The organism is Pelomicrobium sp. G1, from assembly GCF_051905455.1.
Classification (GTDB): Bacteria; Pseudomonadota; Gammaproteobacteria; order Burkholderiales; family UBA6910; genus Pelomicrobium.
The window spans coordinates 20,346-34,878 of the sequence record NZ_JBQACR010000016.1 but is presented as its reverse complement, the minus strand read 5'-3'; the positions used below and the strand labels follow the sequence as shown (position 1 = coordinate 34,878).

Genomic DNA, 14,533 nt, shown 5'->3' with positions numbered 1-14,533 from the left:
CGGTTCGACGTTCCCCGCTCCCCTCTCTCGCGCTCAAGGATCGACCGACTCCCGGCTGGGTCCCATGGAAGGTTCGTTGCAGCTCCCACGTTCCGGCGGCTGCCGCGGACTGCCGGGCCGCATCGGCGGCACTGCGGAACCGTCCGGCGGGCGGCGATTGAAAACGACGGGCGAGCGTTGACATGGCGGAAGCGGAACTCCTGTTCAAGGAACTCTCCGGATATCTCAAGCCGGAGGACGTGGTTCAGCTCGAATCCGCCTACCACTTCAGCAAGGCCGCCCATCACGGCCAGTTCAGAAAGAGCGGCGACCCGTACATCTCCCATCCCCTCGCGGTGACCCAGATCCTGGCGCAGATGCGCTTGGACGCCCAGGCGCTCACCGCGGCGCTGCTGCACGACGTGATGGAGGACACCAAGGTCACCAAGGCCGAGATCGCTTCCATCTTCGGCAACCCGGTGGCCGAGCTGGTAGACGGGGTCTCCAAGCTCGACCGCATCGAGTTCCAGAGCGCGGAGGACGCCCAGGCGGAGAACTTCCGCAAGATGCTACTCGCCGTCTCCCGGGACGTGCGCGTCATCCTCATCAAGCTGGCCGACCGGCTGCACAACATGCGCACCCTGAAGTCGGTGGAGCCCGAAAAGCGCCGCCGCATCGCCCGGGAAACCCTGGAGATCTACGCCCCCATCGCCAACCGCCTGGGGCTCAACGCCATCTACCAGGAGCTGCAGGATCTCGCCTTCCGCCACCTCTATCCCAATCGCTACAAAGTGCTCGCCAAGGCGGTGAAGGCGGCCCGGGGCAACCGGCGCGAAGTGGTGCACAAGATCCAGGCCACCCTCCAGCACAAGCTCAAGGAGGCCGGCATCGATGCCGAGGTGCACGGGCGGGAAAAGCACGTCTACAGCATCTACAAGAAGATGCGGGAGAAGTCCCTCTCCTTCGGCCAGGTGCTGGACATCCTCGGCCTTCGGATCATCGTCAAGGACATCCCCTCCTGCTACCTCGCCCTGGGCGTGCTGCACGGGCTCTACAAGCCCATTCCCGGAAAATTCAAGGACTATATCGCCATCCCCAAGGCGAACGGTTACCAGTCGCTGCACACCACGGTCTTCAGCCCCCTGGGCACCCCCATCGAGGTGCAGATCCGCACCCGCACCATGCACCGCATCGCCGAGAGCGGCGTGGCCTCCCACTGGCTGTACAAGACCTCGGACGCCGAGTTCAAGGAGCTGCACCAGAAGACCCACCAGTGGCTGCAAAGCCTGCTGGAATCCCTCTCCGAGTCCCGGGACTCGGTGGAATTCCTCGAGCACCTGAAGGTGGACCTCTTCCCGGACGAGGTGTACGTGTTCACCCCCAAGGGCAAGATCCTGGCGCTGCCGCGGGGGGCCACGGCGGTGGATTTCGCCTACGCCGTACACACCGACATCGGCAACCGCTGCGTCGCGGCCAAGATCAACTACGAGCTGATGCCCCTCAGGACCGAGCTCAAGAACGGGGATCAGGTGGAGATCATCACCGCGAGCCACGCCAAGCCCAATCCCTCCTGGCTCAACTACGTAGTGACCAGCAAAGCCCGTTTCGAGATCCGCCACTTCCTGCGCACCATGCAGTACGAGGAGTCGGCCGAGCTGGGCGAGCGGCTGCTGGCCCAGGCCGTGACTGCCCTGGGCGGCAAGCTGGAGGACATTAGCGACCAGCAGTGGGACAAGCTGGTACGGGAGACCAGCGCCAAGTCCAGGCAGGAGATCCTGGCCGACATCGGCCTCGGCAAGCGGCTGGCGGTGGTGGTAGCGCGCATGCTGGTCGCTCCCGGCGGCGAGGCCCAGCGGGGGGAGATGCCTTCCGCTGGCGCCATCACGCTCCTCGGCACCGAGGGCATGGCGGTGCAATACGCCCGCTGCTGCCGGCCCATTCCCGGCGACCCGATCATCGGCCTGATCAAGAAGGGCCAGGGCCTGGTCATCCACACCCACGACTGCCCGATGATCGGCAAGACCAAGGGCGACCCGGAGAAGTGGCTGGACGTGCAATGGGACCCGGGCATCACCCGCTCCTTCGGCGTCACCATCCGGCTGGTGGTGGCCAATCAGCGCGGGGTGCTGGCCAAGGTGGCGGCGGAGATCGCCGAAGCGGGCAGCAACATCGAGAACGTGAGCATGGACGGGGAAGGAGCCTACACCACCATGAACTTCACCCTGCAGGTGAAAAACCGCATCCACCTGGCCAGGGTGATGCGCAGCCTGCGCCGCATCCCCGAAGTGGCCCGCATCACCCGGGTCAAAGGCTAATCCCCTCCTCTGCCACTTCCCACCTGACTTAGGTCAATGACGGCCGCCCAACGTGCGGGTATTGTCGCCGGCGCTCGCGGGGTGGCTTGCGCCCCGGGGCAATCCCCATTCGAGGAGGAGACCATGCAAAAACCGTTGATTGCGATGATGTTCGCGGGCGCCCTGAGCCTTGCCGGATGCGCTGGCTTCGTGCCCCAGGATAAACCCGCGCTTTCCGTGGAGGCCCAGACGGCCCTGCTCCAGGCGGAGCAGGACATCAAGTTCGCCGAAAGCCGCAAGGGGGACACGACCGCCGCCCGCAAGTCCTACCAGCAGGCCCAGGAAGCCGCGGCCAAGGGAGACGAGGCGGCGGCCATCAAGCACGCCTGGGAGGCCAGCCAGGCGGCCGTCAAGTCGGTCAAATAGGCCGTCGGCCCCGCTTCAGCGCGCCTCCCGCTCGATCCGCTCGCGCATGCCGCGCTCGCGCTCTTCCAGGGCGGGCGCGGCTTCTTTCGCCCGCTCCAGCGCCCGGCGCTCTTCGCGGAAAATCTTCCGCTGGACGTCCTCGGACTCCATCCGGGGGACCGGGGGACCGCTGGGGGGCCGGGGCTTGTCCTCGCACCCGGCAAGCGCCGCGGCGAGCACGAGCATCGCCCCCAGCGCCCGGCGCGTGAGGGCGCTCCTCGGGCCGGCTTCGGTGCGGTGCGTTTCCATGATTTTCATTATAGAGGCCCGGACCCGGCGTCCCGACCCGCGCCGCGCCGGCTATAATACGCGATCACGAACCGGCCCGCGGGGCTCAGGTGCGAGCCGCGCGGCCTTTTCCCCGATGGTACCCCAACCCGACGGCTCCGGCGGTCCCGGTGCGGCCCCTGCGACCCGAACCTCGCCCCGTTCGCAGCCCGATCAAGCGAGAGAGGAACCATGCCCAAATACAAGATCGCCACGATCCCCGGCGACGGCATCGGCAAGGAAGTGGTGCCGGAAGGCATCCGCGTGCTGGAGGCCGCCGGGCGCAAGTTCGGCATCGAGTTCCAGTGGGATCACTTCCCCTGGAGCTGTGAGTACTACACCCGTCACGGGCGCATGATGCCCGAGGACGGACTGGAGACGATCCGCCGCCACGACGCCATCTATCTCGGCGCGGTAGGCTTTCCCGGCGTTCCCGACCACGTGTCCTTGTGGGGCCTGCTGATCCCGATCCGCCGGGGCTTCCAGCAGTACGTGAACCTGCGCCCGGTGCGGCTCATGCCCGGCGTGCCCTGCCCCTTGAAGGACAAGAAGCCCGGCGACATCGATTTCTGGGTGGTGCGGGAAAACAACGAAGGGGAATATTCTTCGATCGGGGGCCGCATCTACGAGGGCACCGAGCACGAGGTCGTGGTGCAACAGAGCACTTTCACCCGCCGGGGAGTGGACCGCATCCTGCGCTATGCCTTCGAGCTCGCCCGCCGCCGGCCAGCGAAGCACGTGACTTCCGCCACCAAGTCCAACGGCATCTCCATCACCATGCCCTACTGGGACGAGCGCTTCAAGGCCATGGCGGCCCAGTACCCGGACGTGCGCGCCGACCAGTATCACATCGACATCCTGAGCGCCCACTTCGTGCTGCACCCGGAATGGTTCGACGTGGTGGTGGGCTCCAACCTCTTCGGCGACATCCTGTCCGACCTGGGGCCCGCGGTGACCGGCACCATCGGCATCGCGCCGTCGGCGAACCTCAACCCCGAGCGGGAATTCCCTTCCTGCTTCGAGCCGGTGCACGGCTCCGCCCCGGACATCTACGGCAAGAACATCGCCAACCCCATCGGCCAGATCTGGTCCGGTGCCATGATGCTGGAACACCTGGGCCACGCGGAAGCGGCACAAGCGATCGAGCGCGCCATCGAAACGGTGGTCGCGGAAGGACCGCGCACCCGCGACATGGGAGGCACCGCCTCCACCGCCGAGGTGGGCCAGGCCATCGCTTCCGCGCTTTGAAAAGCCGCGCCCTCCCGTTGGCGCTGAACGGCGGCGCTGCTACCATTTGAGCGCCCTTCCGCTTCCGAGCGGGAGGGCGTTCTTGCCCCTCTATATCCTTGCCCATGCGGGTCCGCTACCCCAAGTCGTTCCTCGCCCTGCTGTTCGTCGGGCTCACCCTGGTCGCGCTGCCCCTCATCTTCGCCCTGGTCAACAACGCGGTGGCGATCGACCGCCTCACCAACCAGGGACAGAAGGCGGTCTACGAGGCGACGCGCCTCATCCAGGAGAGCCGGGCGCTCTCCGAGTCGGTGACCGGCATGGAGCGGGTCGCGCGCCAGTACCTGGTGCTGCGCGACCGGTCGCTGCTCGACGGCTATGGGAACTTGCGGGAAGGATTCCTGAGAAGCGCTCGCCTGCTCCAGCATTCCCGGCTGGCCGAGGGGCAGCGGGCGTTGCTCGCCGAGATGGTCGAGCGGGAGGAAGCCATTCACCGCCAGCTCGCGGCGCTGTCGCCGGCCAACCCGGAAGCAGCGGCCAAGGACCAGGAAGCGCAGCAGCTCCAATGGATCGCCGTGGCGTTCGAATCCCTGTCCCAGGGGGCGCAGAAGCTGGTGATCCACAGCAACGAGGTGATCGACCGGGAAGTGGAAACGCTGCGCCAGATGTCGCAGAAGGCCTACGAGATCATGATGCTACAGATGCTGGCGCTGGTGCCGGTGGCGATCTTCCTGGTGGTGGGCTTTCCCCTGCTCATCGTGCCCCCCATCCGGCAGCTCGCCCAGGGCATACGCACCCTGGGCGAGGGACGGTTCGATCTGGAAATCCGGGTCGACGGCCCTCAAGATCTGCGCTACCTGGGCCAGCAGCTCGACTGGCTGCGGCTGCGGCTGATGGAGCTGGAGGAACAGAAGAAAAAGTTCCTGAGCCACGTGTCCCACGAGCTGAAGACCCCGCTCACGGCGCTGCGGGAGGGCTCCGACCTGCTGGCGGATGAAGTGGTGGGCAAGCTCAATCCCGAACAGAAGGAGATCGCCCGCATCCTGCGCCAGAGCAGCCTCCAACTCGGCCGGCTGATCGAGGACCTGCTCGCCTACAGCGCGTCCCAGTTCCGGAAGGGAAAGCTCAACATCAAACAGGTTAAAATGAGCGACGTGGTAAAGAGCGTCGTCAACGATCATAAACTGGCGCTGCGCGCCCGCTCGATCCAACTGGAACTCGACTGCGAGGCCGTGTACGTGTCCGGCGACGAGGAGAAGCTGCGGACCGTGGTGGACAACCTGGTTTCCAACGCCATCAAGTTCACGCCCGAGGGCGGCCGCGTGCGCGTCGAACTGCGCCGCGACGACGACGCGGCAGTACTGGACGTGATCGACGACGGGCCCGGCATCCCGCCCGAGGAGCGGGAGCGGGTGTTCGCGCCGTTTTTCCAGGGCCGCGCCCAGCAATCGGCGGCGGTCAAGGGATCGGGGCTGGGGCTGTCCATCGTCAAGGAGCACGTGCTGGCCCATGGCGGACGGGTGGAAGTGGTGGACCGCGCCGCGCCGGGGGCTCATTTCCGGGTCACCTTGCCCCTCAACCCATGGGTCGGCGCGTGAAGCCGGGGTCGCGGCTTTTCCTGTTGGCGGCGGCGCTCGCTCTTGTCGCAGGCTGCGCCGTGCCTCCGCTCGGCGAGGGCGAGCGGCCGGAGCCGGTCATCCCCGGCCTCACCCGCCCCGTCAGCGACGTGGAGGCGTTGCTCGACTACTACGAGCGCTTGACGAAACTCCAGGGACAGGAGCTGGCCAAAGAGTACGAGCGGGTCCGGCAAACCTACGCCAGGGCCCGCAGCGACTATAACCGGCTCCAGCTCGCGCTCCACGGCGCGCTGCCCGGAGCGGGCCCGGAAGATCAGATCCAGAGCCTGAACCTCCTGGAGCCCCTGGTGAAGTCGAACGACCAGAGAAACGGCGACCTGCGGCGGCTCGCCCTGCTGCTGCACGGCCTGATCCAGGAGCACCGGCGGCTCGCGGAAGGCTTGAACGCGGCCAGCCAGAAGGCCAAGGAAGAACAAAAGCGCGCCGAGGACCTGCAGCAGAAGCTCGACGCCATCAAGAGCATCGAAAAGAACCTGATCGAGCGCGAACAGCAGATGCGCAAGCAGCGATGACCAGCATTCCCCAGCGCATCCTGGTGGTGGACGACGATCCCGGCATCCTGCGGCTGCTCACCCTGCGGCTGCAGTCGGCAGGCTACGCCGTCACCTCGGTGGAGAGCGCCGAAAAAGCCCTCTCGGCCATCGAGGCGGCCCGGCCCAATCTGGTGATCACCGACCTGCGCATGGGCGGCATGGACGGCATGGCCCTGTTCGACGCCTTACACCGGGCGCACCCGACCCTGCCGGTGATCATTCTCACCGCCCACGGCACCATTCCCGACGCGGTGGCGGCCACCAAGCGCGGTGTGTTCGGCTACCTCACCAAGCCGTTCGAGGCCCAAGAGCTGCTGGAGCAGGTGGCGAAAGCGATCAGCGTCTCCGGCGGTGTTTCCGCCGGTACCTCCGCCCTGGGCGATCGGGAGTGGCGCAGCGAAATCATCACCTGCAGCCCCCTGATGGAGGACCTGCTGGCCCAGGCCCGACTGGTGGCGGCGGGAGATGCCAGCGTGTTCATCCAGGGCGAGTCCGGCAGCGGCAAGGAACTGCTCGCCCGGGCCATCCACAAGGCCAGCGCCCGGGCCCAGGCGCCCTTCGTCGCGGTCAACTGCGGCGCGATTCCCGAACAACTCCTGGAATCCGAGCTGTTCGGCCACGTGAAGGGCGCCTTCACCGGCGCCACCCGCGACCACAGCGGACTGTTCCAGGCGGCCCACCAGGGCACCCTGTTCCTGGACGAGATCGGCGACATGCCCCTCACCCTGCAGGTGAAGCTGCTGCGGGTGCTGGAAGACAAGCAGGTGCGCCCGGTGGGGTCCACCCGCAGCATCCCGGTGGACGTGCGCATCATTTCCGCCACCCATCGGGATCTGGAGGCCCTCAAGAACACGGGCAACTTCCGTCAGGACCTGTACTACCGGCTGAACGTGGTTTCCCTCACGGTCCCTTCGCTCGCGCAACGGCGCGAAGACATCCCGCTCCTTGCCACCTACTTCCTGCACCGCCTGGCGAACAAGTACCGCAAGGCGGTGGCCGCTTTCGCCCCCGAGGCGATGGAGCTCTTGGCCCAGGCCTCCTGGCCCGGCAACGTGCGGCAATTGCAGAACGTGGTGGAGCAGACGGTGGCCCTCGCCACCAGCCCCATCATACCCGCCACCCTGGTGCAGAACGCCATTCAGCACGAGCAGGACGAAATCACCTCTTTCGAGGTGGCGCGCACCCGTTTCGAGCGGGAATACCTGGCGCGGCTGCTCAAGATCACCGGCGGCAACGTGAGCCAGGCGGCCAAGCTGGCGAAGCGCAACCGCACGGAGTTCTACAAGCTGTTGCAACGCCTGCAGCTCGACCCGGCCCTGTTCAAGCGGCCCAGGGACTGAGCCGTCCACCCCGTCCGGCGATTCCGGGAAGGACTCTTTGCGTCCGGCCCGTCGTTGGCCGGCGACTTTAAAAACATGCTCTAAGTCAGCGTGTTACAAGAGATTTGCGGTTGCGCTGTCGCCGATCGACGACAGTTCTCCGCTTTGGTCCCGCCAGAAAATTCCGCCCTTTTAAAACTAACTCAATGATTGTTAAAAAAATGCTCCCCCTTGGCACGCCCCTTGCCATAGCTTGGTGGCTGGAGGCCTGCGAGGCGCCAGCGACTGAGATCAGGGAGCACCAAAAAATGGCCATCGACGTCCTAAACAGCAATTGGAAAGAAATCCGCGCCCACGCCAAACAGTGGTGGGGCGAGCTGACCGAAGACGACCTGGATGAGGTGGAAGGCCGGCGCGACCGGCTGATCGATCTGCTGCAGCAGCGTTACGGCCATACCCGCGAGGAAGCGGAGGTGGACGTGGAACGCTTCCTGGTGCGCGCCAGCAGCTTCATTCGACCCAATCACTGAAAAGTCGCGGCAAGGCACGGCTTCCGGAGGCAAGAGGGACAGTGGGGGCGACATGGTGAACAACAACAGCAGCCTGCTTTACCCATTGATGATCATCGCGGCGATGGCGGTGATCCTGTTCAGCATCGTGGGCATCGCCACCATGACGGGTCACCTACCCGCGGCCTTCTCGGAAGTCCAGGAAGGGCAGGCGACGAGCAGGACGAATGCGGCGGCGAGGCCGGACGCGCCGAAGCCGGCCGCCGCCAGGACGGCGGCGCCTGCGCCCGTCGCGAGGGCGGCCCCCTGCCCGGACTGCGGCGTGGTCGAGTCCGTCACGGCTTCCGAGGTCAAGGGACAGCCGTCCGGGGTGGGCATGGTGGCCGGCGGTGTCACCGGCGGGGTGATCGGTAACCAGATCGGCGGCGGCAGCGGCCGTACCATCGCCACTATCGTGGGCGCGGCGGGAGGCGCTTACGTGGGCAACGAAATCGAGAAAAACGCGAAGAAAACCACAGTTTACCGGATCACGGTGCGCATGGACGACGGTACCACCCGCACCTTGACTCAAGAGACGCCGCCTGGATTCGGTATCGGCGAAAAGGTGCGCATCGTGGATGGGCGCCTGGTGGCAAGAGGTTGAGGCTACTTAGGTAAAAGGCACCTGCAGGGAACTCAAGGCAAGCGAAAGGAATCCCAGCACGCAGAAGCGATTCTTCGGCGAAGACAAGGAACCCCCAAGTTGGCCCGCTATTTTCTCCTCCGGCGGGCTTTTTTTTGGAGCGTCAATGGACGCCCGCGCGGTGCGCGGGTGCTAACCCGGAGTCACCCATGAAAGCCTTGCGCTTTTTCATTCTCGTGAACGTCGCCCTGCTCGCCGCCGGGTGCGCCGCGACCCAGCCGAGTCGTCCCAATGTGAACTTGTCCGGCTATCCGCCGGCCTTCCAGGAAGGTTATGCCGACGGCTGCCACAGCGCCCGAACCCTGATCGGCGTGCGCAAGGACGAGGCCCGTTTCAAGAACGACAGCCTCTACGCCCAGGGCTGGCGGGACGGCTACGACATCTGCAGTAAGCGCTGATTTTCACCCAGGAGTCTTTCCACCACCGGGACCGGCCAGGCCGTACAATCTCGGCCCTGGGGGTAAAAACCGTGAACGAGGGGCTCTACGCCATCGGGCTGTGCGCGGTGGCAGTCAACGCGGCCACCGGCGTGCTGGAAGCCGGAAGGAAGCCCATCGACCTTTTCGGCATGGTGGTGGTGGCGCTCGCCGCGGCCCTGGGCGGAGGCACGCTCCGGGACCTGCTGCTGGATCGCCCGGTGTTCTGGATCGCCGATGTCTCATACCTGTGGACCGCCGTGGCCGCCGGGCTCGCCACGTTCGTCCTGGTGAGGCGCCTGCGGCTGCCCCTCAACCTGTTCCTCATTCCCGACGCGCTGGGGCTCGCCTTGTTCACCGTGCTCGGCACTCAGATCGCCCTGGCCATGGAGATGGACGGGTTCGTGGCCAGCTTGATGGGGGTCATCACCGGTGTCTTCGGCGGGGTGCTGCGGGACGTCCTGTGCAACGAGGTGCCGTTGGTGTTCGGCGGCGAGCTTTACGCGACGGCGGCCTGGGCCGGCGCTCTGCTGCTGGTGGCCTTGAACCACTTCGGCATAGACGCCAACGCTTCCGCGGCCCTGGCCACCGCAGCCGTTCTGGCCCTGCGCCTGGCGGCGATCCGCTGGCGCATCCGGCTGCCCATCTTCGTCGCCAGGCGCTAGCTGTGACGGTTCGAGGGCCGCTCCACCCTGTGCCGGATCTTCTATATCAAGTAAGCGGTCACGAACACGCCCACCATGGTGAACGCCAGGGCGAGCTTCGCCAGGGTGCCGAGCAGGAGCCCTACCCAGGTTCCGATTCCGGCGCGGGCGGCCCGGCTCCAGTCGCTGCGGGTGAGATATTCGCCGATCACCGCGCCGACGAAGGGTCCCAGCAACAGACCGGGCAGGCCGAAGAACACGCCCACCACGGTGCCGACGGCGGCGCCCGCCACCGCCCGGGCGCTCGCGCCGACCCGCTCCGCCCCCAAGGCGCTCGCCACCAGGTCCACGAGGACCGCCGCCAGGGTGAGTGCCGCCAGGACGGCCACGGTGACGACGCTGACATGCTGAAAATCGTCCATCCAGGCGGCGAGCAGCAGGGCGGCAAAGACCAGGGGAACGCCCGGCAGCCCGGGGAGCACGGTGCCGAGAAGGCCTGCCACCACCAGGGCGATCACCAGAAGCCAGAGCCAGACGTTCACCGCAGGACGCCCCGACTCACGACGCTGCGCTCAATCCATGCAGCGGGAATCACCACCCGTACGGATAGCCCCAGGGATAGGGGCCGAAACCGATCCCGTAGGACCACCCCCGATGCCATGGCCGGTCGTGACGGTCCAACCAGACGTGGGTGCCCCAATAATCCTGCCATGCGCGCCGGTACGCCTCGGCCTGGGCTTCCGCTTCACGCCGCGCTTGTTCCGCCGCCTGGAAGCGGCGCTCCTCCTGGAGGACGCCCTCGGCGCGCCGGCGCCACTCAGCGGCGCGCTCCGGATCCCGGGGGACACCGAAGCCTTCTTCGTAGATCCTCGCGAGCCGCTGCTGCGCTTCGAGCAGTCCTGCCTCGGCGGCGCGCCGGTACCAGCCCAGGGCTTGCTCCATGTGCCCCTCCCGCTCCCTGAGGCGGGCGAGGGCGAGGGCCGCGTTGGGGTGCCCCTGCTCTGCGGCGCGCTCGAACCAGCGGGCCGCCCGATCCGGGTCGAGGGGGGCGCCGCGGCCCTGGGCGTACATCTCGCCCACGGCGAACTGGGCAGCCACGTCGCCCAATTCCGCAGCCCGCTCTTTCCACTCCAGCGCCCGCGCCGGGTCCGGCGCCACGCCACGTCCCCGGGCGTACAGGTCTCCCAGCAGCCAGGCCGCGCGGGCATCGCCTCTCTCCGCCGCCGCCGCAAACCCGCGTTCCGCCGCAGCGTAGTCTCCGCCCACGTAAGCACGCCAGGCGTCTTCGAAGGCCGCTGCCGCCGGCGCCGTAATGGCAAATCCGACTACCAAGAGAAGTGCTTTCGCGTACCTCGTGCTCATTGCTGCACCCGCCTTGCGCCGGTTCTGGACCCTGCCGCAGTCCATGTTCCGGCGTTTTCAGTCTAGCACAGGCGCGCTCGCCCCTTGCCCGATCCGCCGCCCGCTCTGCTCTTCGCCGAATGGCAACCGCCCATGACCTTTCGCGCTGCCGCGGCTCGCGCATATCGGATGCTTCTAGCCTTCCGAAGAAAGGATCGAATCCAGGAACTGCCGGGTGCGCGGCTCCTGGGGATCGCGGAAGATCCGCTCTGGCGAGCCGTCTTCCAGGATGCGGCCCTGATCGAAGAACAGCACCCGGTCGGACGAGCGCTCGGCGAATTTCATGTGATGGGTGACGATCAGCATGGTCATGCGCCTTCCCCGGGCGAGCTCGTCCAGGAGCCGCAGAATCCCGCCCACCAGCTCGGGATCGAGGGCCGAGGTGATCTCGTCGAACAGCATGATCTCGGGCTCCATCGCCAGCGCCCGGGCGATCGCGACCCGCTGCTTCTGGCCGCCGGAAAGCTCTGCCGGATAGGCGTTGCGCTTGTCGGCGAGGCCCACCCGTTCGAGCTGCGCGACTCCCAGGGCTTCGGCCTCGGCGCGACTCAAACGCCGCACGCGCATCGGCGCCTCGATCACGTTGGCGAGCGCCGTCATGTGGGGAAACAGATTGAAGTGCTGGAACACCATGCCCACCTTGCCCCGCAGGCGGCGCACGTGGCGCTCGTCGGCCTGCACCTCGCGGCTGTTGCACACCGTGGTCCATAACGGCTCGCCCATGATCTCGATGCGCCCAGCGTCGGGCCGGTCCAGGGCCATCAGCAGCCGCAGCAACGTGGACTTGCCCGAACCGCTGGGGCCGATGACGGCCACCGTCTGGCCGGTCGGCATCTCCAAGTCCACGCCCCGGAGCACCTCCAACTCGCCGTAGCGCTTCCTCACGCCCTCGAGGCGAACCGCCACCCTCATCCCGTTCTCCCCAGGGCAGCGGCAAGCTGTCGTTCCAGGGCGCGAACGCCCGCCGCCGCGACAAGGCTGACCGCCAGAAACAGCACGCCCACCAGGGTGAGCGGCTCCGTATAGCGGAACGTCTCGGCGCCGATCACCTTAGCGGTTTGCAGCAGCTCTAGCACAGTGATGGCGGAGAGCAGGGGCGTATCCTTGAACATGGCGATGAGGTAGTTGCCCAAGGCCGGCACCACCGGCGGAATCGCCTGGGGGATCACGACCCGGATGTACGTCTGCATTCGGCTCATGTTCAGCGCCGCCGCCGCTTCCCACTGGCCCCGGGGCACCCCGTCGAGCCCGGCCCGGTAGACTTCGGAACAGTAAGCGCCGTAATGCAAGCCGAGGGCCAGTACCCCGGTGGCGAAGGCCGAGAGCTGCACGCCAAAGCCGGGCAGCACGTAGAAGAGGAAATAGATCTGAACCAGCAGGGGCGTGCTGCGCACGAACTCCACGAAACCGACAACAGGAAGCCGCACCACCGGCAGCCGCGCGCGGCGGGCGATCGCCAGAAGGAGCCCGAGGGTAAGGGCGATCAGCATGCCCCCGAGGGTCGCCTGGACCGTGACCACCAGCGCCCGGGCGAGCCGGGGCACGATTTCCAGGGCGAAGGCCCAGTCGAAGATCACCGCACGCCCCCCCGCTCCAGACCCCGTGAGGCGAGAAACTCGAGCCCGCGCAGAAGCGCGGTGATCACCAGCGCGGCGCCGAAGTACATCGCCAGCACCAGGCTGAAGATCATTTCGGTCTGCAGCGTCTCGGAGCGCAGCGTCTGGGCCCGGAACGTGAGATCGGTGATGGTGATCAAGGACACCAGCGCCGTGTTCTTGAGGAGCTCGATCAGGAGGTTGCCGGCCGGGGGCAGCATGGCCGGGATTGCCTGGGGCAGGACCACGCGCGCGAGCGTCTGCCAGGGGGTGAAGCTCAACGCCGCCGCAGCCTCCCGCTGGCCTCGCGGCACCGCGAGAATGGCGCCCCGAACGACCTCGGCGCCGTACGCGCCGGTGTTCAGGGCGAGGACCAAGATTCCGACCGCCATGGCGGGCAGATTCAAGCCGAAGAGGGGCAGCACGAAATAGAACCAGAAGAGCTGCACCAGAGCGGAGGTGCCGCGGAACACTTCCACGTATGCCGTGGCCGGCCAGCGCACGGCTCGCCAGGGCGAGAGGCGCGCCAGCCCGGCGGCGAGCGCGATGGGCACAGACAACAGCGCTGCGCCCGCGGTGAGGCGCAGTGTCACCGCGAGCCCGTCCAGCAGAGGCGGGACCAGGTCCAGCACGGACGCCATCGTTACTCGCCAGCGTGCAGGTCCTGACCTAGCCTTGGCACAGCTCTGCCGCCGTGACCTCGCCCGGCAGGTCCGCTTGCGTGAAGCCGAAACGCGCAACTAATTGCAGGTGCTCCTGGGTTCCGATGAACGTTTCGAGCTCGCGATTGAACGCCTCGACCAGGTCCCGATCGCTTTTGCGAAATCCGAACCCGCCGTAGCCGATCGCCGGCTTGCCGTCGATCACCGGCTGTCGGAACGGATCGGCCCGCTCGACCCAGGTATTTCCGACCTCGGCCTTTCCCAGCAGGTCGCGCACGGTGAGGGCCGTCGCCGCGTACGCGTCCACGCGCCCGGCCTCGACGCCCGCCAGCGCGTTGGCCGCGCTAGGGAACACGACGACGCGCTCGTCGGGAATGCCCAATGCCCGGGCGTACCCTCGCTCCACCGCGCCCGCAACGACGCCGAGCTTCGCCTCCGGGTGGCGCGCCATGTCCTCGTAGCTGTGCAGTCCGAGGGGATTTCCCTGCTTGACGATGAACGCCTGGCCAATGGCGTAGGTCGGGTTCGAGAAGGCGATGCGTTCGCACCGCCGCGGCAGGATGTACATCCCGGTGGCGATGATGTCGAACCGCCCGGCCTGCAATCCCGGGATCAGGGATCCGAACTGGGTGAGCACGCCCTCCACCTTCTCTATCCCTAAGCGGCGCAGGATGACCCGCGCCACCTCCGGCGCCTCGCCGGTCGCGCGATTGCGCTGGGTGTCGAGATAGGCAAAGGGCGCCTCGTCCGCGAAACCGATGCGGATGCTTTCTTCCCGCCGAGCCCGTTCGAGGGTCGATCCGTCTCCCAAAGCGGACGGATCCGAGCAGCCGGCCAGCAGCAGGACCGCCGCAACCGCGGCGGCCAGAAGCGACCGGAGCGTCATCCATTCCTCCCGATGAG

17 protein-coding genes are annotated in these 14,533 nt (G+C 67.0%); 10 read left to right on the top strand and 7 right to left on the bottom strand.

What is annotated here, in order from left to right; genetic code table 11:
- The first annotated feature begins 182 nt into the window (after window positions 1-182).
- Both ACTFO6_RS14535 and ACTFO6_RS14530 read left to right on the top strand, forming a co-directional pair.
- The gene (locus tag ACTFO6_RS14535; RefSeq protein ID WP_439935166.1) at window positions 183-2,294 is read left to right on the top strand and encodes a RelA/SpoT family protein; all 2,112 of its coding nucleotides are present in this window, start codon (window positions 183-185) and stop codon (window positions 2,292-2,294) included.
- A gap of 123 nt (window positions 2,295-2,417) precedes the next feature.
- Window positions 2,418-2,699 carry a hypothetical protein gene (locus ACTFO6_RS14530; RefSeq protein ID WP_439935165.1) on the top strand — a complete coding sequence of 94 codons (282 nt, stop codon included), beginning with the start codon at window positions 2,418-2,420 and terminating at the stop codon, window positions 2,697-2,699.
- A 15-nt stretch (window positions 2,700-2,714) separates the two neighbouring features.
- Here the strand turns inward: ACTFO6_RS14530 and ACTFO6_RS14525 are convergent, their stop codons facing one another.
- Window positions 2,715-2,987: a hypothetical protein gene (locus ACTFO6_RS14525; protein ID WP_439935164.1), complete on the bottom strand. Its 273-nt coding sequence runs from the start codon at window positions 2,985-2,987 to the stop codon at window positions 2,715-2,717.
- A 210-nt stretch (window positions 2,988-3,197) separates the two neighbouring features.
- On the opposite strand from ACTFO6_RS14525, the gene ACTFO6_RS14520 reads away from it, so the two are divergent.
- The 8 genes from ACTFO6_RS14520 (at window position 3,198) to ACTFO6_RS14485 (ending at window position 9,993) form a co-directional block, all read left to right on the top strand.
- A complete protein-coding gene (locus ACTFO6_RS14520; protein WP_439935163.1) occupies window positions 3,198-4,253 on the top strand; it encodes a tartrate dehydrogenase in 1,056 nt (351 codons plus the stop codon).
- A 104-nt stretch (window positions 4,254-4,357) separates the two neighbouring features.
- Window positions 4,358-5,830 carry an ATP-binding protein gene (locus ACTFO6_RS14515; protein WP_439935162.1) on the top strand — a complete coding sequence of 491 codons (1,473 nt, stop codon included), beginning with the start codon at window positions 4,358-4,360 and terminating at the stop codon, window positions 5,828-5,830.
- Window positions 5,831-5,889: 59 nt separating this feature from the next.
- On the top strand, window positions 5,890-6,381 hold the full coding sequence (locus tag ACTFO6_RS14510) for a dihydrolipoamide acyltransferase (RefSeq protein WP_439935161.1): 492 nt from the start codon (window positions 5,890-5,892) through the stop codon (window positions 6,379-6,381).
- Entirely contained in the window at window positions 6,378-7,742 is a 1,365-nt protein-coding gene (locus ACTFO6_RS14505; protein WP_439935160.1) for a sigma 54-interacting transcriptional regulator, read from the top strand. The genes ACTFO6_RS14510 and ACTFO6_RS14505 overlap by 4 nt, the downstream gene beginning before the upstream one ends.
- 287 nt (window positions 7,743-8,029) lie before the next feature.
- Window positions 8,030-8,251, top strand: coding sequence for a CsbD family protein (locus ACTFO6_RS14500; protein ID WP_333840819.1), 222 nt, complete (start codon window positions 8,030-8,032; stop codon window positions 8,249-8,251).
- 52 nt (window positions 8,252-8,303) lie between these two features.
- Entirely contained in the window at window positions 8,304-8,873 is a 570-nt protein-coding gene (locus ACTFO6_RS14495; protein WP_439935159.1) for a glycine zipper 2TM domain-containing protein, read from the top strand.
- A gap of 188 nt (window positions 8,874-9,061) precedes the next feature.
- Window positions 9,062-9,310, top strand: coding sequence for a hypothetical protein (locus ACTFO6_RS14490; protein ID WP_439935158.1), 249 nt, complete (start codon window positions 9,062-9,064; stop codon window positions 9,308-9,310).
- A gap of 71 nt (window positions 9,311-9,381) precedes the next feature.
- Entirely contained in the window at window positions 9,382-9,993 is a 612-nt protein-coding gene (locus ACTFO6_RS14485) for a trimeric intracellular cation channel family protein (RefSeq protein WP_439935157.1), read from the top strand.
- A gap of 41 nt (window positions 9,994-10,034) precedes the next feature.
- Here the strand turns inward: ACTFO6_RS14485 and ACTFO6_RS14480 are convergent, their stop codons facing one another.
- The 6 genes from ACTFO6_RS14480 to ehuB all read right to left on the bottom strand — a co-directional run bounded on the left by ACTFO6_RS14480 (window position 10,035) and on the right by ehuB (window position 14,516).
- Window positions 10,035-10,514, bottom strand: coding sequence for a DUF456 domain-containing protein (locus tag ACTFO6_RS14480; protein WP_439935156.1), 480 nt, complete (start codon window positions 10,512-10,514; stop codon window positions 10,035-10,037).
- Window positions 10,515-10,563: 49 nt separating this feature from the next.
- Window positions 10,564-11,304, bottom strand: a complete 741-nt coding sequence (locus ACTFO6_RS14475; RefSeq protein WP_439935155.1) for a tetratricopeptide repeat protein — start codon at window positions 11,302-11,304, stop codon at window positions 10,564-10,566.
- Between the two features lie 204 nt (window positions 11,305-11,508).
- Window positions 11,509-12,285, bottom strand: coding sequence for an ectoine/hydroxyectoine ABC transporter ATP-binding protein EhuA (gene ehuA, locus ACTFO6_RS14470; protein ID WP_439935154.1), 777 nt, complete (start codon window positions 12,283-12,285; stop codon window positions 11,509-11,511).
- On the bottom strand, window positions 12,282-12,950 hold the full coding sequence (ehuD, locus tag ACTFO6_RS14465) for an ectoine/hydroxyectoine ABC transporter permease subunit EhuD (RefSeq protein ID WP_439935153.1): 669 nt from the start codon (window positions 12,948-12,950) through the stop codon (window positions 12,282-12,284). The genes ehuA and ehuD overlap by 4 nt, the downstream gene beginning before the upstream one ends.
- Window positions 12,947-13,609: an ectoine/hydroxyectoine ABC transporter permease subunit EhuC gene (gene ehuC / locus ACTFO6_RS14460; RefSeq protein WP_439935152.1), complete on the bottom strand. Its 663-nt coding sequence runs from the start codon at window positions 13,607-13,609 to the stop codon at window positions 12,947-12,949. Before ehuC ends, ehuD begins: the two co-directional genes overlap by 4 nt.
- 28 nt (window positions 13,610-13,637) lie before the next feature.
- Window positions 13,638-14,516 (bottom strand): ectoine/hydroxyectoine ABC transporter substrate-binding protein EhuB, encoded by an 879-nt coding sequence (ehuB, locus tag ACTFO6_RS14455; RefSeq protein ID WP_439935151.1) that lies wholly within the window; start codon window positions 14,514-14,516, stop codon window positions 13,638-13,640.
- Window positions 14,517-14,533: the final 17 nt, after the last annotated feature.

Bases quoted from the DNA above. Each gene is read 5' to 3' on its own strand.
- ACTFO6_RS14515 (WP_439935162.1), top strand. From the start codon at position 4,358: ATGCGGGTCCGCTACCCCAAGTCGTTCCTCGCCCTGCTGTTCGTCGGG.
- ehuC (WP_439935152.1), bottom strand. From the start codon at position 13,609: ATGGCGTCCGTGCTGGACCTGGTCCCGCCTCTGCTGGACGGGCTCGCG.
- ACTFO6_RS14535 (WP_439935166.1), top strand. From the start codon at position 183: ATGGCGGAAGCGGAACTCCTGTTCAAGGAACTCTCCGGATATCTCAAG.
- ehuA (WP_439935154.1), bottom strand. From the start codon at position 12,285: ATGAGGGTGGCGGTTCGCCTCGAGGGCGTGAGGAAGCGCTACGGCGAG.
- ACTFO6_RS14500 (WP_333840819.1), top strand. From the start codon at position 8,030: ATGGCCATCGACGTCCTAAACAGCAATTGGAAAGAAATCCGCGCCCAC.
- ACTFO6_RS14530 (WP_439935165.1), top strand. From the start codon at position 2,418: ATGCAAAAACCGTTGATTGCGATGATGTTCGCGGGCGCCCTGAGCCTT.
- ACTFO6_RS14520 (WP_439935163.1), top strand. From the start codon at position 3,198: ATGCCCAAATACAAGATCGCCACGATCCCCGGCGACGGCATCGGCAAG.
- ACTFO6_RS14495 (WP_439935159.1), top strand. From the start codon at position 8,304: ATGGTGAACAACAACAGCAGCCTGCTTTACCCATTGATGATCATCGCG.
- ACTFO6_RS14505 (WP_439935160.1), top strand. From the start codon at position 6,378: ATGACCAGCATTCCCCAGCGCATCCTGGTGGTGGACGACGATCCCGGC.
- ehuB (WP_439935151.1), bottom strand. From the start codon at position 14,516: ATGACGCTCCGGTCGCTTCTGGCCGCCGCGGTTGCGGCGGTCCTGCTG.
- ACTFO6_RS14490 (WP_439935158.1), top strand. From the start codon at position 9,062: ATGAAAGCCTTGCGCTTTTTCATTCTCGTGAACGTCGCCCTGCTCGCC.
- ACTFO6_RS14525 (WP_439935164.1), bottom strand. From the start codon at position 2,987: ATGGAAACGCACCGCACCGAAGCCGGCCCGAGGAGCGCCCTCACGCGC.